The organism is Demequina soli, from assembly GCF_000971195.1.
In the GTDB taxonomy this organism is placed as follows: Bacteria; Actinomycetota; Actinomycetes; order Actinomycetales; family Demequinaceae; genus Demequina; species Demequina soli.
Genome location: NZ_BBLZ01000002.1, coordinates 98,390 through 118,717, shown reverse-complemented (window position 1 = coordinate 118,717; position 20,328 = coordinate 98,390). Strand labels below are relative to the sequence as shown.

General features: G+C 72.4%; 17 protein-coding genes and 1 tRNA gene. 9 read left to right on the top strand and 9 right to left on the bottom strand.

Annotation, left to right across the window (positions count from 1 at the left end):
- Positions 1-1,300 precede the first annotated feature (1,300 nt).
- The 5 genes from AOM04_RS03970 to upp form a co-directional block, all read right to left on the bottom strand.
- Positions 1,301-1,909, bottom strand: a complete 609-nt coding sequence (locus tag AOM04_RS03970; protein ID WP_062462706.1) for a DJ-1/PfpI family protein — start codon at positions 1,907-1,909, stop codon at positions 1,301-1,303.
- Between the two features lie 65 nt (positions 1,910-1,974).
- Positions 1,975-3,171: a multidrug effflux MFS transporter gene (locus AOM04_RS03965; protein WP_062463961.1), complete on the bottom strand. Its 1,197-nt coding sequence runs from the start codon at positions 3,169-3,171 to the stop codon at positions 1,975-1,977.
- Positions 3,172-3,377: 206 nt separating this feature from the next.
- Entirely contained in the window at positions 3,378-4,367 is a 990-nt protein-coding gene (locus AOM04_RS03960) for a ribonucleotide-diphosphate reductase subunit beta (protein ID WP_062462703.1), read from the bottom strand.
- 29 nt (positions 4,368-4,396) lie between these two features.
- Entirely contained in the window at positions 4,397-7,267 is a 2,871-nt protein-coding gene (locus tag AOM04_RS03955; RefSeq protein ID WP_228373642.1) for a ribonucleoside-diphosphate reductase subunit alpha, read from the bottom strand.
- A 713-nt stretch (positions 7,268-7,980) separates the two neighbouring features.
- The gene (upp, locus tag AOM04_RS03950; RefSeq protein ID WP_062462700.1) at positions 7,981-8,622 is read right to left on the bottom strand and encodes a uracil phosphoribosyltransferase; all 642 of its coding nucleotides are present in this window, start codon (positions 8,620-8,622) and stop codon (positions 7,981-7,983) included.
- Positions 8,623-8,684: 62 nt separating this feature from the next.
- Here upp and AOM04_RS03945 point away from each other — a divergent pair, with 62 nt between their 5' ends.
- The 3 genes from AOM04_RS03945 (at position 8,685) to AOM04_RS03935 (ending at position 10,364) form a co-directional block, all read left to right on the top strand.
- Entirely contained in the window at positions 8,685-9,140 is a 456-nt protein-coding gene (locus AOM04_RS03945) for a nucleoside deaminase (RefSeq protein WP_228373607.1), read from the top strand.
- A 4-nt stretch (positions 9,141-9,144) separates the two neighbouring features.
- A complete protein-coding gene (locus tag AOM04_RS03940; protein WP_062462697.1) occupies positions 9,145-10,242 on the top strand; it encodes an FUSC family protein in 1,098 nt (365 codons plus the stop codon).
- Between the two features lie 34 nt (positions 10,243-10,276).
- A tRNA-Ser gene (locus AOM04_RS03935) sits at positions 10,277-10,364 on the top strand.
- 74 nt (positions 10,365-10,438) lie between these two features.
- Here the strand turns inward: AOM04_RS03935 and AOM04_RS03930 are convergent.
- From AOM04_RS03930 to AOM04_RS03920, 3 genes are all read right to left on the bottom strand, one after another.
- The gene (locus tag AOM04_RS03930; RefSeq protein WP_062462694.1) at positions 10,439-11,401 is read right to left on the bottom strand and encodes an alpha/beta hydrolase; all 963 of its coding nucleotides are present in this window, start codon (positions 11,399-11,401) and stop codon (positions 10,439-10,441) included.
- 123 nt (positions 11,402-11,524) lie between these two features.
- On the bottom strand, positions 11,525-12,406 hold the full coding sequence (locus AOM04_RS03925; protein ID WP_062462691.1) for an AraC family transcriptional regulator: 882 nt from the start codon (positions 12,404-12,406) through the stop codon (positions 11,525-11,527).
- Positions 12,407-12,521: 115 nt separating this feature from the next.
- The gene (locus AOM04_RS03920; protein ID WP_062462688.1) at positions 12,522-13,241 is read right to left on the bottom strand and encodes a hypothetical protein; all 720 of its coding nucleotides are present in this window, start codon (positions 13,239-13,241) and stop codon (positions 12,522-12,524) included.
- Positions 13,242-13,495: 254 nt separating this feature from the next.
- Here AOM04_RS03920 and AOM04_RS03915 point away from each other — a divergent pair, with 254 nt between their 5' ends.
- From AOM04_RS03915 to AOM04_RS03905, 3 genes are all read left to right on the top strand, one after another.
- Positions 13,496-15,373: a sensor histidine kinase gene (locus AOM04_RS03915; RefSeq protein WP_062462684.1), complete on the top strand. Its 1,878-nt coding sequence runs from the start codon at positions 13,496-13,498 to the stop codon at positions 15,371-15,373.
- Entirely contained in the window at positions 15,370-16,002 is a 633-nt protein-coding gene (locus AOM04_RS03910; protein WP_369401313.1) for a response regulator, read from the top strand. The genes AOM04_RS03915 and AOM04_RS03910 overlap by 4 nt, the downstream gene beginning before the upstream one ends.
- A gap of 99 nt (positions 16,003-16,101) precedes the next feature.
- Positions 16,102-17,166 (top strand): DUF998 domain-containing protein, encoded by a 1,065-nt coding sequence (locus AOM04_RS03905; protein WP_062462678.1) that lies wholly within the window; start codon positions 16,102-16,104, stop codon positions 17,164-17,166.
- A 24-nt stretch (positions 17,167-17,190) separates the two neighbouring features.
- Here the strand turns inward: AOM04_RS03905 and AOM04_RS03900 are convergent, their stop codons facing one another.
- Complete coding sequence (locus AOM04_RS03900) at positions 17,191-17,595, bottom strand: hypothetical protein (protein WP_062462675.1); 405 nt, start codon at positions 17,593-17,595, stop codon at positions 17,191-17,193.
- A 180-nt stretch (positions 17,596-17,775) separates the two neighbouring features.
- Here AOM04_RS03900 and AOM04_RS03895 point away from each other — a divergent pair, with 180 nt between their 5' ends.
- Genes AOM04_RS03895 through AOM04_RS03885 form a run of 3 tightly spaced genes read left to right on the top strand, consistent with a single transcriptional unit; the run spans position 17,776 to position 20,327 of the window.
- Entirely contained in the window at positions 17,776-18,420 is a 645-nt protein-coding gene (locus tag AOM04_RS03895; protein WP_062462672.1) for a response regulator, read from the top strand.
- Positions 18,417-19,958 carry a sensor histidine kinase gene (locus tag AOM04_RS03890; RefSeq protein ID WP_062462669.1) on the top strand — a complete coding sequence of 514 codons (1,542 nt, stop codon included), beginning with the start codon at positions 18,417-18,419 and terminating at the stop codon, positions 19,956-19,958. The genes AOM04_RS03895 and AOM04_RS03890 overlap by 4 nt, the downstream gene beginning before the upstream one ends.
- A gap of 9 nt (positions 19,959-19,967) precedes the next feature.
- Complete coding sequence (locus tag AOM04_RS03885; RefSeq protein WP_062462666.1) at positions 19,968-20,327, top strand: DUF2200 domain-containing protein; 360 nt, start codon at positions 19,968-19,970, stop codon at positions 20,325-20,327.
- The last annotated feature ends 1 nt before the right edge of the window (position 20,328 follow it).

Below are 20,328 nucleotides of genomic sequence, written 5' to 3'. Positions count from 1 at the left end.
CGCCCCGAGCGGCGGCGCGGGCGCCACCTTCGCGAGCCGTGCCGACGAGGTCGGCGCGTACCTCGCCTTCGCCGCCACGTCGACGATCCAGGTGGGCGCGTGGACCTGCGAGCTGTCGGCGGACCGCTCCGAGGCCGGCTGCCACCTCGACTCGCTGGGCTCCGGCGAGTCCGTCGCGGTCACGCTCGACCTCGCGGCGCTCACCTCCGTGCAGGACCTCGGTGACGACGCGTGGACCGAGTTCAGCGCATCGTCCGGCGACGACTCGGTGTCCTACCGGGTCCGCACGGGCCTGTCCGACTCCGCGCCCGCGCTCGACCACGTCGCGCAGTGGACCGGGCACGTCGCCGCCACCGTCGTGGGCGCGCCGCTGCTCGGCTGCGACCTGGCGGTGCGCGACTGCCAGCAGGTGATGGACTTCCGCGGGTCGGACGCGAACCCGCGTTACGACAACGAGACGCAGACGATGCGCCCGCTCAACCTCGCGGGCGGCGCGTCGAGCTCGTCGGAGACCGTGCTGTCGACGGACCTGCTGCCGGCGGGCGCGACGGTCGTCTCGGCGACCCTGACGTGGTCGGCCGACAAGGGCGTGTTCGACACGTGGACGCGCGACGACCTCACGGGGGCACGCCTGCGCGTCCCCGGCGGCACGTACGAGGACATCACGGCCACGCGTGTCGCCTCCAGCTGGGGCGACGGCGACCTGTACTACCAGGCGACGGCGGACATCACCGCGCAGGTGAGGGCCGCGGGCAACGGCGGCTACGCGCTCGCCGACGTCGCGCTCCCCCGCGACTACGCGGCCCTGCTCCCGAACTACTACGCGGGCTTCGCGATCACCGTGGTGTACTCGATGCCCGAGCTGCCGCAGGCGACGGTCGCGGTGCTCGGCGGCAGCCAGTGGATGTGGGCCACCACCGTGGGCGTGCCGTTCGTGACCGCGGGCTCGGCCGACGTGGATCTCGCGATGGTCGCGTTCGAGGGCGACCGGGGCAAGCCCGACAACCGCGTCGCGATCGACGGCGACACCCTCAACCCGTGGGGGTGGTCGGGGTCCCGCGCGGTCGGGGGGAACTCCGGCAACGCCGCAGACTCGACGGCGTTCGGCTCGCCGTTCGCGAACTCGCTCGGCACGGATGCGAAGCCGTTCAAGACCAAGACGGTCGGCGCGGGCCTCCACCGCATCGAGGTGTACTCGGGCCTGAGCGACCGTTACCTGCTGAGCTCGCTCGTCGCGACCGTCACCCCGCGCGGCTGACGCGGGACGCGCGGCGAGGGCCGCGCATCGTCCCGTGCGAGCTCAGCGTGCCGGGACGGCGCTCCAGTCCAGGTCGAGCTGGCGCGCCGTCCGCACGGCCAGGTCGTGCGACCCGACACGGGCGACCAGGTGCAGCGCGAGGTGGATGCCCGAGGTGAGGCCGCCGCTCGTGAGGACGTCGCCGCCGTCCACCCAGCGGACGTCCCCGACCACGCCGCCCACCTCGCCGCACTGGGCGAGGTCGGTGAGGTCCTCCCAGTGCGTGGTGGCGGTGGCCCCGTCGAGCAGCCCCGCGCGCGCGAGGAGGAACGCACCCGTGCAGACGGATGCGGTCATGGCGGCACCCGAGGCGAGGCGTTCGATCGTGGCGACGAGCGCGACGTCCCCGACCGCGCAGGCGACGTCGATGGTGCCGGGCACGATGAGGAGGTCGGTGTCCGCGATCGTGTCGGAGTCCACGAGCCTCGTGAGCGTCATGCCGCCGAACGCCGCCACGTCCGCGCCTCCCGGGGTGGCGAGCGTGACCTCGAACGCGGGCGCGAGGCCCTCGCGCTGGAGCAGCCGGTTCGCGGTGAGCAGCACCTCGTAGGGGCCGCCGGCGTCGATGAGGTCGAAGTCGTCGTACAGCAGGATCAGCGCGCGGGTGGCCATGTCCTCACGCTATCGAGGACGATGCGCCGCCGGGCCGTGGCGCGCGTCGCCGGGTCGCGTGTCGCTCAGGCGACGACGGTCGACTGCACGCGCGGGCGCACCACGAGCCAGAAGATCGCGTTGGCGGCGACGAGACAGCCGACCATCACGACCGCCATCGAGACCACGGACACGCCCATCGCGCCGACCAGCGGCGACACGAGGCCCGCGATGCCGAAGTTGAGCGCGCCCAGCAGCGAGGCGGCGGTGCCGGCCTCGGCGCCGTGGTTGGCGAGAGCGGTGATCTGGACCGTGGGCATGATGATGCCGATCGACGCGACCACGAAGAACAGAGGGATGAGCACCCCGACGAGCCCGAGGCCCATGGCGTCGCCGACGATCAGCAGCAGCGCGCCGGTGAGCATGATGATGAGGCCCGCGGTGGTGACCGCCCGCGGCGGCAGGATCCGCATGAGTCGCGCCGAGGTCTGGTTCGCGATCACGATGCCGATCGAGTTGGTGCCGAACACGATGCCGTAGGTCTGGGGGCTGAGCCCGAAGACGTCCTGGAGCAGGAACGACGAGGCCGACAGGTACGAGAACAGCGCCGCGAAGGTGAGGGCGCCGACGAGCGCGATGCCGACGAACGAGGCGTCGCCGAGCAGGTGGCGGTACCGGGCACGGGTGGCGCTGAGCGACGCGCGGCCGCGGCGCTCGACCGGCATGGTCTCGCGGATGACGCCCGACACGGTGAGCGCGACGGCGACGCCGTAGCACGCGAGCACCACGAACAGCCCGCGCCAGTCGAGGACGTTGAGCAGCTGCGAGCCGATCACGGGCGCGATGACGGGCGCGAGCCCGCTGACGAGCGCCATGCGGGCGAGCATGCGGATGAGCGCCTGGCCGGCGAAGAGGTCGCGGACCATGGCCATCGCGACGACCGCGCCGCCCGCGGCGCCGATGCCCTGGAGCACGCGGCCCGCCATGACCCAGCCGACGGTGGGCGCGAACACGACCGCTACGGACGCGGCGATGTGAAGCAGCGTCGCGAAGATGAGCGGGCGCTTGCGGCCGAGCGAGTCGCTCAACGGGCCGACCACGAGCTGACCGAGCGCGAAGCCGATGGTGGTCGCGGTCAGCGTCAGCTGGATCGCGGCGTCCGAGGCCTGCAGGTCGGCGGCCACCGTCGGGAAGGCCGGCAGGTACATGTCCACCGTGAACGGACCCAGCGCCACGAGCGCGCCGAGCACCAGCACGTACAGCAGCTTCTGTCGGCGGGACATCGCGAGCCCGGGGCTCGCAGCGATGACCGGCTTGGTGTCGACGGGGGCGCTCACGTGGTGACCTTCGTTCTGTGCGGGTGCGCCCATGCGGCGCCGAGGGGGTGGGGTGGGGTCTCACACGGCGAGACGCCCGGCGCAGAGCGATTGCTCTGCGCCGGGCGTCTCGTCTAGGTGTGCTGCCAGTCTACCTGCTGCTGGACAGGTGTCTACTGGAGCTTGGTGGCCTGTGCGTTGACCTCGTACGACGTGTTGGTGGCCTCGAAGAAGTTCACCAGCTGGAGCGTGTCGTTGGCCGTCGCCATCCACTTCGCGGGGTTCGACACGTTGTAGTGCGCGTCGAAGCCGAGCTCCTCGAGACGACGGTCCGCGAGGTACTTGACGTACGTGTTCACGTAGTCGGCGTTGAGGCCGAGGATGCCCTTGGGCAGGAGGTCGCGGTTGTACGCCTCCTCCATCTCGACGGCGTCGAGGATCATCTGACGGATCTCCTCGGCGAACTCCGGGTCCTGCAGGTCCTCGTTCTCCTCGAGCACCGTGAGGATGAGGTTGATGCCGAACTGCAGGTGCAGCGACTCATCGCGGATGATCCAGTCCATGAGCGAGCCGAAGTTGCGCAGCAGGTTCCGCTGGCGGAACGACAGCGCGACCATGAAGCCCGAGTAGAACCAGATGCCCTCGAGGATGATGTTGTACGCGACGAGGTTGCGGATGAAGTCCTTCTTGCCCTCAGTCGTCGTGATGTCGAGGGTCTCCTCCGTCATCCGCTTGATGAACTTGACCTCGAAGGCCTCCTTGGCGGCCATCGACGGCACGGTGACGTGCGACTCGTAGGCGGCCTCGCGGTCGATCGGGAACGTCTCGAGGACGTACTCGAAGGACATGCAGTGGTTGGCCTCCTCCCACATCTGCTTCGCCAGGTAGAGGTGACCCTCGGGGGCGTTGATGTAGGGGTAGACGCCGAACGCGAGCGCCTTGTTGACGAGCAGCTCGTTGGGGTTGAAGTACGACATCAGGTGCGTGATGGCGTGCTTCTCCTCGTCGGTCATCTTCTTGAAGTCCGCGAGGTCCTCACCGAGCTGGATCTCGTTGGGGAACCAGGTGTTGGCGACGGCCTGGTTGTACAGGTCGTAGGCCCAGGGGTACGTGATCGGCTTGAGCAGGAGTCCGTCCTGCACGCCGCTTCCGAGAATGCCCATCGTTGTGAAGTCTCCTCTTCCTTACGCGCTTACTGGCACGACTCGCACTGGAGCCGCTCCATGGGGTCCACGGGGCAGGCGACGCCGCCGACCATCTCCGTGTCCCCGTCGATGCCCTCCACCACATTGAGCAGCGAGGCGCCGAGCGGCGCAACCGCCGCGGGGTCGAAGCCCGCGGAAGCAGGGGCGTCGGTGGTCTCCGGGAGCGAGGTCGGGGGGACCTCGGGCTGCTGGGCGGGCGCGGCGGCGAAGGCCTGGGCCGCGACCGAGGCGAAGATCTCCGCCGGGGCGGCGATCGCGCCGGTGGCCGGGGCGGCCTCGACCGTCTCGATCGGTGTCGTCACCGCGGCCGGCTCGGCCTTCTTGACGGCCGCGAAGCCGCGGGTGACAGGCTTGGCCTCGACCACCTCGGCCGGGGCCTCCTCGACCGTCTCGACGACCGCATCGGCCACGGGGGCCTTCGAGGCGCCGAAGCCCTTGCGGGCGCCGAAGCCCTTGCGGGCCGGGCCGGACGACCCGCCGGCGGCGGGACGGCCCGCGGCGTTGCCGGTCGAGTTGATCTTCTCGGTCTTGTTGACGCGCACCGTCGACTGCTCGGCGGTGTGACGCGGCTTCATGTGGAGGTAGTACGTCGTCTTGACGCCCTTCTCCCACGCCTTCGCGTACAGCGCCATCATGTTCTCGACGTCGCGGTCCTCGAGGTAGATGTTGCGGCTGATGGCCTGGTCGATCCACTTCTGGGCGCGCGCCGCCACCTCGATGAAGGCGTAGGGCGAGAGCTGGAAGGAGGTCTTGTAGACGTCCTTGAGGTGCTGCGGGACCTCGTCGATCTGGGACAGGTCGCCCTGCACCTCGAGGAGGCGGTCACGGACGTCCTCCCACAGGCCCAGCTCCTGGAGGTCCTTCACCAGGTTGCGGTTGACCTCGAGGAACTTGCCCGACGAGGTGGCGCGGGAGAAGATCTGCGAGAACTGCGGGTCGAAGCCGGGCGTGACGCCGGCGACGAGGCCGATGGACGCGGTCGGGGCCACGGCCATGAGGGTCGCGTTGCGGATGCCGCCCGCGACCTTCTCGCGGAGCGTGTCCCAGTCCTGACGGGTGGTGCGGTCGACGTCGATCTTGACGCCGCGGTCCGCCTCGGTCTCGGCGATGGTGTCGAACGGCACCTTGCCCTGCGACCAGCCGGAGCCGTCGAAGTTGGAGTACGAGCCGCGCTCACGGGCAAGGTCGGCCGAGGCGTCGATCGCGTGGAAGGACACGAACTCGACGATCTCGTCGATCAGGTCGTACGACTCCTCCGACTCGTAGGCCATGCCGAGGCGCTCGGTGATGTCCGTGAAGCCCATGACGCCGAGGCCGATCGCGCGGTTCTCGCGGTTGGCGTGCTCCGACTCGGGCACCGACGACAGGGTGATGTCGACGAGGTTGTCGAGCTGGCGCACCGCGAGGCGCACCGAGTCCTTCATGCGGTCCCAGTCGATCTTGCCGTCGACGAGGTGCGCCGGCAGGTTGACCGAGGCCAGGTTGCAGACGGCGATGTTCTCGCGGTCCTGCGGGAGGCAGATCTCGGTGCAGAGGTTCGACAGGTGGATCGTGCCCGTGTTGGTGTTGAGGGCACGGTTGTTGATCGTGTCCTTCCAGGTCAGCCACGGGTGCGAGGTGGTCTGGAGCATCACGAGGATCGACTTGTACTGCTCGCGGGCCTTCATCTTCTTGAAGGTGCGCATGCGGCCGGCCTCGGCCGCGGCGACGTACTCGGCGTAGCGCGCCGAGAACGCGGAGCCCGTGAGCTCGACGAGGTCGGGGGTCTCGGCCGGGTCGAACAGGTACCAGTCGGCGTCGGCCGCGACGCGCTTCATGAACTCGTCCGAGATCCACACGGCGGTGTTGGCGGTGCGGGTGCGGCGGTACGGGTCACCGGAGTTCTGGCGCAGGTCGAGGAACTGCGCGAAGTCCATGTGCCAGTTCTCCATGTAGAAGCACAGCGCACCGAACTTCTTGCCACCGCGGGACACGGCGCGCAGCGTCGAGTCGATGGTGTGCATGAAGGGGATCGGACCGGTCGACGTGGTGTTGTTCGAGCGGATGGGCGAGCCCTCGGAGCGCAGCTTGGTCACGGACAGGCCGATGCCGCCGGTGCCCTTGGTCAGCCACATGACGTCGCGCACCGACTTGGCGATGTGCTCGATGTCGTCCTCCATCTGCATGACGAAGCAGTTGGAGAGCTGGGGGTAGGAGGTGCCCGCGTTGACGAGGGTCGAGCCGGCCGGGAGGTAGTCGAGCTTCGAGATCTTGTCGTAGAACTCGAGCGCCATCTCCGTGGGGTTGGCCTCGTTGAGCGCGAGGCCCATCGACACGCGCATCCAGAAGTACTGGGGGACCTCGAGGGCCTTCCCGTGGCGGTCGGTGATCATGTAGCGGTTGCGCATGGTCACGGTGCCGATGTACTTCATCAGGTCGTCGCGAGTGTGGTCGATCGCCGCGGCGAGCGCGTCGAGGTCGAACAGGTCGGTGAGGCGCGTGTCGAGCAGGCCCTCCTCGACGGCGTCGCGGATGTAGCCCGGGAAGCGCGCCTGGTGCAGCAGCGCGAGCTCGAGCTCGGTGTCGTACGAGCCGAGGACGCGCTTGTAGATGACCTTGCGCAGGAGGCGCGAGGCGACCACGTCGAACTGCGGGTCATCCTTGACGTTCTGGACGGCCACGCCGATGGCGGCCTCGTCGAGCTGCTCGGTGGTGATGCCGTCGAACAGGGTGATCGCGAGCTCGGTCGCGATCTGCGTGGTCATCGAGATCTGGTCCGGCAGGCCGTCGGCCGCGCGCTCGATCGCCTTGTTGATGCGGTCGGCGTTGTACGGCTCGCGGGTCCCGTCGCGCTTGGTGACATGGATGCCGCTGGCCACGACGGGCAGCGCGGCGGTGCCTCCGGTCTCGGCGGCCGCGGTGTTCTCGGTGATCGTCACGATTCTCCCCTCCAAGGTGCCTCGGACGACGCCCGTCGGGCGGTCCGAACCAGTGAAAAACTACGTGCCCCGCTGGCGGCGAGTTCCGGGGAAAACTGCCGGCGTCGTCAGGTCGAGGCGCCCCACGAATCTAACCTGAATTACACCCGTGTGCAACTAGATATGGGGGCCAAAACTGAAAACTGCCCCTACATCTAGTGGTTCTGTGGAGAACCCTGTGTAAACCCTGTGGACACCTCGGCGTGTCGTGTGGACGAGTGCGCCCTGCCTGTTGAAGACTCTGCGACCCGCCTTCCGTGACCACCCTTCGAGGGTCTCACCGGGGTCTGACATCGCCTCCGGGCGGGCGCCTGGGCGCGCGTGTGCCCGACCTTGCCCCACACGCCCACCTCGATGTGAACGTTCGCCCGATGCACTTCCCGGCGCATACCGGGACGACGGGGTCGCGGAATGCATTCCGCGTGTGGATCACGGTCGGGGGCGCGACGCCAGGCCGGACGCCAGGGCGCGCTCGCGCCCGACCCCGCTCCACACGCCCACATCGATGTGAACGTTCGCCCGATGCACTTCCCGGCACGAACCCCGACCAGACCGATGCCAAGTGCCGATCTTGTGTGGATCGCGGTCGGAGGCGGGGCGCGCGCCGCGCGGCCCTACAGGTCGACGATGCCGTACAGGCGGTCGCCCGCGTCGCCGAGGCCGGGCACGATGTAGCCGTTCTCGTTGAGCCGCTCGTCGACCTGCGCGACCACCACGGAGACGTCGGCGCGCTCGCCCACCTTCTCCTGGACGTGCGCGATGCCCTCGGGCGCCGCGAGCAGGCAGACGCACGTGACGTCGGTGGCGCCGCGCTCGAGCACGTAGTCGATGGCCGCGACGAGCGAGCCGCCGGTCGCGAGCATCGGGTCGATGAGGAACACCTGGCGGCCCGTGAGGTCCTCGGGCAGGCGGTTCGCGTAGGTGATCGCCTCGAGGGTCTCCTCGTCACGCTTGAGGCCCAGGAAGCCGACCTCGGCGCTCGGGATCAGCCGCTGCATCCCGTCCAGCATGCCCAGGCCGGCGCGCAGGATCGGCACGATGATGGGCGCCGGGTCCGCGATCTTGGTGCCCGTCGCGGCGACGAGCGGCGTCTCGACCTCGCACTCCACGACGCGCACGTCGCGCGTGGCCTCGTACGCCAGCAGCGTCACCAGCTCGTCGACCAGCAGGCGGAACGTCGGCGACGGCGTCCGCTTGTCCCTCAGGACGGTGACCTTGTGACGGATGAGCGGGTGGTCGGCAACGTGCAGGCGCATGCTCAGAGGGTATCGCGGCGCACGCACGGATTCCCGGGACGATGCGCCGGTAGCCTGGGCGCGTGAGAGGCACCTGGGACGAGGCGATGGGCACCGCGCTCGCCGAGGCCCGCGCGGCCGGCGAGGCGGGCGACGTCCCCGTCGGGGCCGTGGTCCTGTCCCCCGCGGGCGAGGTGATCGGCGTCGGCCGGAACCTCCGCGAGGTCGACGGCGACCCCAGCGGCCACGCCGAGATCGTCGCGATCCGGGCCGCCGCATCGTCCCTGGGAACGTGGCGCCTCGACGGCTGCACCCTCGTGGTGACGCTCGAGCCGTGCCTCATGTGCGCCGGCGCGATCCTCCAGTCGCGGATCCCGCGGCTGGTACTGGGCGCGTGGGACGAGAAGGCCGGCGCAACCGGCTCACAGTGGGACGTGGTGCGCGACGCGCGGATCGGCTCCAAGGTCGAGGTGGTCGCGGGCGTGCGCGCCGACGAGTGCGCCGGCGTGCTCACGGAGTTCTTCGAGGCCAGGCGGTAGCCGGGTGACCGAGGAGCCGAGCCGCAAGGACATCTGGGTCGACGGCATGCGCCGCGCGGTGCTCAGCCTCGGCACGGTGCTGCCGCCGAAGGCGCCCCGCTGGCCCATCGCCCTCCAGGCGACGGTGGTCCTCATGGTGCCGCTGCTCATCGGCGCGGCGACCGACCACATGCAGGAGGGCCTGCTCGCGTGCGTCGGCGCGTTCACCGTGCCCTACTTCGCGGCGCTGCCGCGGCTCGAGCGCCTGCGCCTGCGCCCCATCGCGGGACTGGTCCTCGTCGCATCGTCCCTCGCGGGCGCGCTGCTCGGGCCGTACCCCAGCGCGGCGGCCGTCGGCCTGGTGCTGGTCGCCTCGCTGGTAGGCGTCGCGGTGCACGGCTACCGCCTGGGACCGCCCGGACCGCTGTTCCCCGTGATCGTGTACGGGATGTCGGCGCACGCGACCGGGCAGGGCGCCGCGCCGCTGCCGCTGGTCGGCTGGGTGGCGGTGGGCTGCGCCTGGGCCGTGGTCGCGAGCATCGCGCCGCTGATCCGTCGGGTCCACTGGCAAGTCGCCGCGCGCCCCCTGCGCGTGCTGCTTGCGCCGCCGGAGTGGGATCGTGGCGCGCGCGAGCTGGTCGCGCGGACGGTCATCGTCGCGGCGCTCGCCACCGCGATCAGCACGCTCTACACGGATCCCGAGCGCGCCTACTGGACGGTCGCGGCGGGAGTCGTGGTCGTGGGCGTGATGCCCGGGCGGGGGGTCGCCGTCACCCGCGGGCTGCACCGCACGGTCGGCACGGTGGTCGGAGCGCTCGTCTACATGGGCATCGGGACGCTGCCGCCCAACCCGTGGCTGCTCGCGGCGATCCTCGGCGCGCTCCAGTTCGTGACGGAGCTCGCGATCACCCGTCACTACGCGATCGCGGTCGCGGCGGTCACGCCGCTGGCCCTCATCATCGTCACGAGCGCCACCGGGGACTTCGGGACGCCCGACGTCATCGGCGAGCGGATCCTCGACACGATCGTCGGTGCTGGTATCGCCGTGGCCACGGCGCTGCTCCACGCCCCCGCGCCGGCGGACCTTACCCCCCGCCACGGCCCTCCGGCTAGGGCCGATTAGGTTTTTCCGGGGTCCATCCCGTAATCTCTTCCGCGGTGACGTGTCCGAGCGGCCGAAGGTGCAGCACTCGAAATGCTGTGTACGGTAACCCCGTACCGTGGGTTCAAATCCCACCGTCACCGCCGTTGAGGAAGCCCTCCCCGAGTCTCTCGGGGAGGGCTTCTCTCGTTTCCGGGGGACGATGCGGGGGCCGGCTTCAGGCAGCCAACGCCGCCTTGAGATGGGCCACCGCCTGGGCGACGGCGGCCTTCGCGGCGTGCGTGTCATGGAGGCTGTTGACCATGACGAAGTCGTGGACGATGCCGCCGTAGCGGACCGCCGTGACCTCGACGCCGGCGCGGCGCAGCTTGGCGGCGAACGCCTCGCCCTCGTCGCGCAGCACGTCCGCCTCCGCGGTGATGACGAGCGTGGGCGGGAAGAACGCCACCTGCTCCTCGGTCGCGCGCAGCGGCGATGCGGCGATCTGGGCGCGCGCGGCGTCATCGGTCGTGTACTGGTCCCAGAACCAGAGCATGCCGTCGCGCGACAGGAAGTAGCCCTCCGCGAACTCGAGGTACGAGGGCGTGTCGAACGCCGCATCGGTGACGGGGTAGAACAGCACCACCCCGGCGAATGCCAGGTCGCCGCGCTCGTGACCCATGAGGTTCAGCGCGATCGCCATGTTCCCGCCCACGGAGTCGCCGGCGATCGCGATCCGCGACCCGTCGAGCCCCTTGTCGGCGCCATGCTCCGCCGCCCACCGGGCCACCGCGTAGGACTGCTCGTTCTGCGTGGGGTACTGCTGCTCGGGCGCACGGTCGTACTCGGGGAACACCACGGCGGCGTGCACGCCGACGGCGAGGTCGCGCACCAGGCGGTCGTGGGTGTGGGCGTCGCCGAAGACCCATCCCGCCCCGTGCGTGTAGACGATGACGGGCAGCGCGCCCTCGGCGCCCTGCGGACGGACGATGCGGGCACGGACGCTGCCGGTGGGGCCGCCCTCGACGGTGATCCACTCCTCGTCGATCGCGGGCTTGAAGATCTCGGCGTCCTGGACGCCGTCAACGGCGTTGCGACCCTCGGCCGGGGGCAGCTGGTAGAGGAACGGCGGCTCGGCGGTCGCCTCGACGAAGGCCTGGGCGGCCGGCTCGAGCGCGTAGCCGCGGGGGTTGGCGGGCATGGGGACTCCTTTGGACGGATGTGGGAGGACGGGCCTCCCCGCCCGTCCGCCTCCCAGCCGATCACGGGACAGGACGTCGCGCCACCGGACGGCGCGAGCCGTCACGCCATCTGTCGCGCATCGTCACAGGGCGCGGCGCGCACGCTCCCGCCACTCGGCAGGCGGCATGCCGTGCGCCGCCGCGAACGTCCTGCTGAGCACGGAGGCGGAGCCGAAGCCCGTGCGCTCGGCGACAGCCTCGACGGACAGGCGCTGCTCCCGTTCCAGGAGCGCCCTCGCGTGGGCGAGGCGCGCGTCCACTATCGCGCGCCTCACCGTGGTGCCGTCCGACTCGAACGCGCGCTGGAGCGTCCGCAGGGGCACGCCGACGTGGTCGGCGACCGTCTGGGGAGCGACGGATCGGAACGACGCGTAGCGGTCGATGAAGGACCGCGCGCGCACGACGAGCTCGCGCGAGCGGACCTCGGGCGGGGTGCGACGCCCGGCGACGGCGTCCACGTGGGCCGAGGCGAGGTCCAGGATCGCGCGCGCCGCGGCCGCATCCTCGGCAGCCGTGGCGGGCTCGGTCGACGCGAGGAGCTGCGTCGCGCAGGTCCCGATGAGCCGCGGCAGCAGCGATCGCGAGCGCACGGGCGCCGCCGAGAGGACGTCGACGTCCCGCGCGGCGAGGTGCAGGTCCGCCGCGCGGATCCTGATGGACAGCGCGCGGTAGTCGGGCGTCATGCGGAACCCGTCGATGCGCTGCATGTGGTTGACGAGCAGCTCGCCGCCGTCGCACTCGACCTCGGCCGAGCCGCGAGTGGTGACGATCGCGCCGGCGCCGGTGAAGGCCCACACGAGCGAGTCGCCCGGATCGGCATAGCCCGCACCGGGCGGTTCGGCGCCGCGCGGCGCGTGGACCCGCAGCACCTGGACCGGTCCGAGGTCGCGGCGCGCGACCGTCGTCGCGGCGCCGCTGAGGAACCGGCCGTCACGCCGGCGCGCGGGAGCGAGGAAGTTCGCCATGGCCACATCCGATCGGGGTCTTGGCGACGGGCACGCGCGGCGGCCAGCTCTCGCACGGCGCCGTCGGCATCGTCCCCAGCATCGGGGGCGACACCGACGGCGTCAAAGTCCGGGCTCACCCCCGCGCGACCCATTCCTCGTTCGACAGCAGCATCACGGTCCGCGCGATCACGAAGAGGCCGATCACCTCGAGCGCGCCGCCCGCGACGGCGAACCACTCGTTGCCGAGGATCAGGTTGGTGACGTGCCCCACCGGCCAGCCGAGGATGAGCACGCCGGCGAAGCGAGGCAGCCCGCGTCCCAGCAGCACCGCGAGCCCCATCAGGAGCGTGCCGACGAGGTTTCCGACCACGAAGATGAGGAAGAACACCGCCGCGAAGCCGCCGCCCGGGGTGTTGTCGAGCGCGGCCCCCGCGTCGACACCGGCCTGCGCGAGCGCCGCCTCGGGGAAGTCGGTGAAGACGATCCCCAGGTAGCACGCGTAGCCCGCGATCATCAGGGCGCCCGCCCACAGCGAGAGCCGGGGCTTCGAGGGCCGCGTGACGCGCATCGCGGCGAGGATGCCGGGGATCGCGAGCAGCACCCCGACGATCGCGAGTACGGTCGCAGCGACGAGCGCGTCGATGTGCGCGGCGTAGAACTCGAGCGTCTGCGCGCCGGTCCCGCCGTCCCCGATGCCGCCGTCGACCGCGATCGCGTAGATGACGTTCGCCGCGAGCTGGCACGCGAAAGCGACGGGCAGGACGGCGGCGGAGACGATGCGCCGGAAGCCGACGGTGGGATCGACGCGGGTGGGCGTCGGCGCCGCGGACGCGGCGGTCGTGGTGGTAGCCATGGGAGCACTTCCTTCCCCCGCCTCGGCGGGCTCGCGGCCCGCGGATCGGGCCTGGTCCCACGCTCGCCGGACGAGCGCGCCGACGGATCGGCGCTGGCACGGGTTCCGCCTCCGTGCCGGCACGGAGGCGCAGAGGCCGCAGAGGCGGGCACCGTGGAGGCTCGACGTGAAGGAGGCGCACGATGCGCGCACGAATCCCGCGCGAGTGGCGTGAGGCGTATCCCCCCAGGCAGGAACCCGCCTATGGTGTGCGCATGAGGGGGGCCTCGGCGGCGCTCGCCGCGATCTGGGGTGGGACCGCGCTCGCGACGGGGGTCGCGGTCGCGTACGGCATCGTGGGCGACAAGCCCTGGGTCGAGGTCGCGGCCGCCGCGCTGCTCTGCCTCCTTCCGCTGACGCTGGGCACGCTCGTCGCCCGCCGCACGCCGGGCAACGCGACCGGCCTGCTGCTCGCCCTCGCGGGCCTGGGCCAGCAGCTCGCGTTCGCGCCGAGCGACCGCAGCCCCGGACCGTTCGGCGGCGCGTGGATGCTCCTCTACGTTCCGTTCGCGTGGCTGCTGCTCGCGGTGCCCGAGGGGCACCCCGAGTCGCGCCGGTGGGCCGGTGTGGGCTGGTGGCTCGGCGGCACCGTGGTGGCGGGGAACCTGCTGGTCGCGTTCGCGTGGGCCGTCCCGGGCGCCGCAGCCACGGTCGATGCCGCGCTCTGGGTGGTCCTGCTGCCGTTCATGGGCCTGCTCATCGCGAGCGTCGCCGCCCCCATCCACCGGTACCGCCGCGCGGACGAGCGCGACCGCCTGCGCCTGCGCTGGGTGTTCCTCACCGGCTCGTCGCTGCCGCTCACGCTCATGCTGTGCTGGGCGAGCTACCTCGTGCTCGGCGGCCCCGACCTCGTGGTGCTCGGGCTGCTGGTGATGTACCTCGCGATCCCGGCCGGCGTGACGATCGCGATGCTGCGGCCCAACATCCTCGACATCGATCGGGCCGTCGTCGCGACCATGACCGCGGGCGTGCTGAGCCTCGCGGTGCTCGGGATCCTCTCGGTCGCGTGCGCGGTGGTGGGCGCGGCGCTCATCGCGTGGTCGCCCACCGCCGCGATCGCCACGACCGTCGGGCTCACCCTCGCCGCGGCGCTCGCCTACCGAGGCCTGCGCCGGCTGGTCGACCGCGCCGTCTACCCCGAGCGCGGCCGCACGCTCGCGGCCCTCCAGCAGCTCGCGGCGCGCGTCGAGGCCGGCCAGGACCGCCCCGAGTCCGTCGAGGACGTCCTCCGCGTCGCGCTGCGCGACCCCGGCCTGCGCGTCGCGGTCGCGGGCCACGCCGACGGGACGTTGTTCACGCTCGACGGCACGCGCATCGTCCCCACCGCCCTCACGGCGCCCGTCCGCAGCCGCGGCGAGGTGGTGGGCGCGCTCGTCGCCTCCGACGCACGGGTGAAGCGTCCCGGCCCGGACGTCGCGGCCGCCGCCGCGCCCTTCGTCGAGGCAGCCCGCGCCAACGCCGAGCTCGCGAGCGCGCGCTCCGAGGTCGAGGCCTCCCGCGAGCGCCTCGCGCGGGCCGGCATCGAGGAGCGCAGGCGCCTCGAGCGGGACCTGCACGACGGCGCGCAGCAGCGCCTGGTCGCGCTGGGCATGCGCCTGCGCGTGCTCCAGCGCGGGGCGGGGGCCGATGCGGCGACGGCCGACGCGATCGACGAGGCCGTCGCGGAGCTCGGCACCGCGGTGGCGGAGCTGCGCCGCCTCGCGCACGGCGTGCGGCCGAGCGCACTCGACGACGGGCTCGGCGCGGCGCTCGCGATGCTCGTGCGGCTCGCGCCCGACACCATCGAGCTCGAGATCCACGCCCCCGACGTGCCCGACGCGACGTCCACCACCGCGTACTTCGTGGTGTCCGAGGCCGTCACCAACGCCCTCAAGCACGCGGAGGCCACGCGCGTGCGGGTCGCGGTCCATCGCGCCGAGGAGGACCTCCACGTGGTGGTCGCCGACGACGGCCGCGGCGGCGCCGGCCTGCGCCCCACCGGCGGCCTCACCGGGATCTCCGACCGGGTCGCCGCGCTCGGCGGCACCCTCACCGTCACCTCGCCCGCCGGCGCGGGCACGCGCGTGGAGGCGCGCCTGCCGTGCGGGTCGTGATCGGGGAGGACTCGGCGCTGTTCCGCGAGGGGCTCGCGGCGCTGCTCGCGAGCGCGGGCCACGAGGTGGTGGGGCGCGCCGCGACCGCCGCGGCCGCGGTCGCCCAGGTGCGCGCACATCGTCCCGACGTCGTGGTGCTCGATGTGCGCATGCCGTCCGACGACGAGGGCATCGAGGCGGCGCTCGAGATCCGCGCGTGGGATCCCCCCACCCCCGTGATGCTGCTGTCGCAGCACATCGAGACGCGGCGCACGGTCGAGCTCGCGACGGGCGGGGCCATCGGCTACCTGCTCAAGGACCGCGTGCTCGACGTCGACCAGTTCCTCACCGCGCTCGAGCGGGTCGCGGCGGGCGGCACCGCGCTCGACCCCGACGTGGTGTCGCGCCTGCTCGGGGCAGCACGCGGAGGATCGGTGCTCGGGGCGCTCACCCCGCGCGAGGTCGAGATCCTCGCGCTCATGGCGGAGGGCTGGTCCAACGGCGCCATCGCGCGGCGCCTCTACCTGTCCGAGCGCACGGTCGAGACGCACACCGGCTCGATCTTCATGAAGCTCGACCTCGCCGAGTCGCCCGACGGCAACCGCCGCGTCCGCGCGATCCTCGCCTACCTCGAGGCCACCACCGCCTGAGGGGACGATGCGACGCGCCGGGGCGCACCGCATCGTCCACCCGCGCGCGTGGTCGGGGGCCGCCGGTACGCTCCGAAGCGACGACCGAGGGAGCGCACGATGACCGACGCCACGCCGGACGACCGCACGGGCGGCGCCACGACCGCCCGCCTGTCGCTGGGCGAGCGCGCGAACACGTGGCTCGAGCTCACCGCGACCGGGCTCGGCGCGCTCGCCTTCGGCACCGCCGCGCTGGTCGCCCTGCCCGTGTTCCGCCTGGCGGCGGCGCCGATCGCGGGCCCGGGCTCGGTGGGACAGTACGCCGCCATCGCCTCGGCCGTGGCCGCCGCGCTCGCGTTCGCGGCCGGGCGCTACGTGCGCCACCTCCAGGGCCGACCGCGCCTCCAAGGGCCGCTCGACGTAATCGACGTGGTGGCGCTGTCCCTCGCGCACGGCCTGATCGCGCTGCTCAGCTGGACGCTCGTCGCGGTGGTGCTGTCGGGAGGGTTCATCGGCGCGACCGTGTTCTGGCTCCCCGTGCTCGCGCTCAGCGGCGCGGCGGCCGCCGTGTCCGCGTACGTCGCGTTCCTCTCGGCCGCGCACATGAACCCGGAGATCCTCGCGGTGGTGCTCGCGGTGTTCCTGGTCGAAGGGATCCTCGCGTCGACGCTCACCGCGAGCGATCCGGACTGGTGGATGCAGAACCTCAGCACTCTCGGCATCTCCCACGACATCTCGTCGCTCGCGTTCAACCTCACGCTCATCATCGCGGGGCTGATCGTGACCATCCTCGCGCGGGTCGCGACGCGGCAGGTGCCCTCCGCATCCGCGCATGGGCGCGGCAGGGTGCGGCTGTCGCTCATCATCGTCGGCGTGTTCCTCGGGCTCGTCGGCGTGTTCCACGTGGACACGCACTTCTGGATCCACACGGCCGTCGCGAGCGGCATGGCCGTGGCGTTCGGGGTCCTCACCTTCCGGCTGCGCGCGTGGGTGCCGGGGATCTCGCGCGCGTTCCTGCCGGTCGGCTGGGCGTTCATCGCCGTGATCGTCGCGATGTCGGTGCTGTTCGCGGTCGGGTACTACTCGCTCACCGCGGTGGAGCTGGTCGCGGGCGTGCTGGTGTTCACGTGGATCATCCTGTTCCAGCGCAACGTGGGGGCGCTCACGGCCGACACCGCGCGATAGGCGCGGCGCCGGCCGTCCGGCTTCTCAGGCGGTGTCGCCGCGCCGGCGCATGCCGGTCGCGACGAGCGCGCACGCGGCCAGGCTGAGCGCGATCCCGATCGCCGCGGCGGCCACGTGAGTCGGGCCCGCCTCGTCCGCCGGGAGCAGGAACGCAGGCAGCGCCGGGAGGATCGAGACGACCTGGATCACGATGACGGCGATCGCCGGGCCGCGCCTGCCGTGCCACGCGAGCGGCACCAGGACGAGCGTGGCAAGCGTCATCCCGGCCGCCAGCACGGCGAAGGCGATCACGACGGGATCCCATGCGGACCCGTCGAGCCCGACGTCGAGCGCAGGGATCGCGCCGACGACCAGCAGGACGGCGGCGAGCGCCAGGCCCGCACGCAGCGGCGTGGGGCGGGCGATGGGGCGGATGGCCTCGGTGGACATGGCGGTTCCTCTCCTCGGGGACGATGCGTCGGGGACCCGACGACGTCCACGCTGGCCCTCCCGGGCGGGGCACGGCATGGGCGCCGAGCCCCGTCTCGCACCGCCCGCGCGGGAATCTGCCTGGCATCTCTAGGGGCACGCCCCTAGGTGGGCGCGACGCGCGCGGCGCACAATGGCGCCATGACGGAGTCCCCGATCCGGGTCCTCATCGCCGACGACCACCCGGTGGTCCGCGGCGGGCTCGCCGCGCTGCTCCGCACGCTGCCAGGGATCGAGGTGGTCGCGGAGGCCGCCGACGGCGCCGGAGCCGTGCGCGAGGCGCTGCTCACCCGGCCCGACGTGGTGATCCTCGACCTGCGCATGCCCGTCCTCGACGGCGTGGGCGCGGCGCGACGCATCACCGCCGACGTCCCCTCGGCCGGCGTGCTGGTGCTCACGATGTTCGACGAGGACGCGCTCATCGCCGAGGCGCTTGCGGCGGGCGCGCGGGGCTACCTGCTCAAGGGCGCCGAGCCCGAGGAGATCGAGCGGGCCGTGCGTGCCGTCGCGGCGGGTGCCGCGATCCTCTCGCCCCAGGTCGCCGCGCGCGTGCTCGGACGGGCCTCGACGCCACAGCCCGCGCAGGCCTTCCCGCACCTGACCTCGCGTGAGCACGAGGTGCTCGACCTCATCGCGCGCGGCCTCGCGAACCACGCGATCGCCGACCGCCTCGGCATCGCGGCGAAGACCGTGGGCAACCACGTCTCCGCGATCTTCGCCAAGACCGGCGTCGCCACCCGCGCCGAGGCGATCGTGCTCGCGCGCGACGGCGGGCTCGGCGCATGATCGCGCGGCGCATCGGCCTGTGCATCGCCGCCGGCACGAGCCTCGCGCTGCTGCCTCCCGCGCTCGACATCGGGGCCGATCCTCGCGACGGGTCGATCCGCACCGCGGTCGTGGCCGCGGTGGTGGTCGTCGCCCTCGTGGCGACCACCCTCGCCTTGCTGGTCCCGGCGTGGCGGGGCGGGCGCCGGGCGTCGTTGATCGTGGCCGCGATGCAGGTGGTCGGGATCCTCACGTCGCTCCCGGCGTTCCTCGCGCCTGCGGACGTGGTGCCGGCACACGCGGTGCTGCTCGCCTCGGCGGGCTCGCTGCTCAACGTCGCGGCCGCGGTGCTCATCGTGCTCGACTACTCGACGGCGATGCTCTACGTCGCCGCCGTCGTCGTCTCCGTCGCGCTCTACGCCGCGACGGTCGCGGTCGCCTCCCTCGCGGTGCCCGACCGTGCCGACAGGCTGGTCCAGACCGGCGCCGCCGTCGGCGTCGCGCTGCTCTTCCATCCCCTGCTCACGCTCATGCGGCGCACCGTCGGCCGCGCCGTCTACGGCGCGCGCGTCGACCCGGCCGGGATGGCTCGCAGCCTCGGCCGCAGCCTCGACCGCGACGGAGGCCGCGCGCTCGCCGGGGCGCTCGCCGAGATCACCGGATCGCTGCGCCTGCCCGGCCTCGCGGTGCTCGACGCCGCCGGCCGTGTCGCGGGACACGTGGTCCCCGGAGGGGTCACCGCCGACCTCCCGCTGGACGATGCCGACGGGCTGACCCTCCGCGTCACGCTGCGCCCCGGCGAGCGGCGCCTGGGTTCCCCGGACCGAACGGCGCTCGAGCTCGTGTCCCTCCCGCTCGCACAGCTGGTCAGGGAGGCGGCGCTCGCCGAAGATCTTCGCGCGGCGCGGGCCGCCACCGTCGACGCCCGCGAGCGCGAGCGCGCGTCCCTCCACCGCGACCTTCACGACGGCCTGGGGCCACTGCTCACGGGCGCGACGTATCGGGCGGACGCCGCGCGGAACCTCGTGCTCGCGGACCGCCACGGCGACGACGCGGGCGAGGGGCTGCTCGCCCAGCTCGACGTGGTGCGCGCCGACCTGCGGGTCGCGGTCGGGGAGCTGCGGCGGGTGGTCGACGGGCTGCGCCCCGTCGAGCTCGACGAGGACGGCCTGCGCGGCGCGCTCGCGCGGCGCGCGGATCGGGTGGGCGCGAGCCTCGAGGCACCCGACCCGCTGCCCGCCGTGTCGCCCGCGCTCGAGGCCGCCGTGTACCGCATCGTCGCCGAGGCCCTCACCAACGCGGAGCGCCACGCGCCGGGCTCGCGGCCGCGAGCGCGGCTGACCGCTCCCGAGAACGGCGGCATCGCGATCGAGGTGGTCAATGCTCTCGAGCACGCGGCGCCGGCGCGCGACGACCGGCGCGCGGGCGCCGGCGTCGGGGTCGCGTCGATGCGACTGCGTGCCGACGAGCTGGGCGGGAGCGCCGACATCGGCGCGAGGGACGGAGAGTGGCGCGTCGCGGTGTGGCTCCCCCTGCCCGACTCGGAGGTCACCGCCTAGGCTGACCCCATGGCCGGCCACCGCATCTTCGCCTTCCCCTTCGCGCGCATCTACCCCGAGTACGTGAAGAAGGTCGAGCGCAAGGGCCACTCCGTCGAGGAGCTGCACACCGTGCTGACGTGGCTCACCGGCTACGACGAGGCGGGCCTGGCCCTGACGCTCGAGGACGAGCGCACGCTCGAGGAGTTCTTCGCGCAGGCCCCCGCCATGAACCCGCACACCGACCTCATCACGGGCGTCATCTGCGGCATGCGGGTCGAGGAGATCGAGGACCCGCTCATGCAGCAGATCCGGTGGATGGACAAGCTGGTCGACGAGGTCGCGCGAGGCAAGAAGATGACCTCGATCCTCCGCGAGCCCGCCGCCTGAG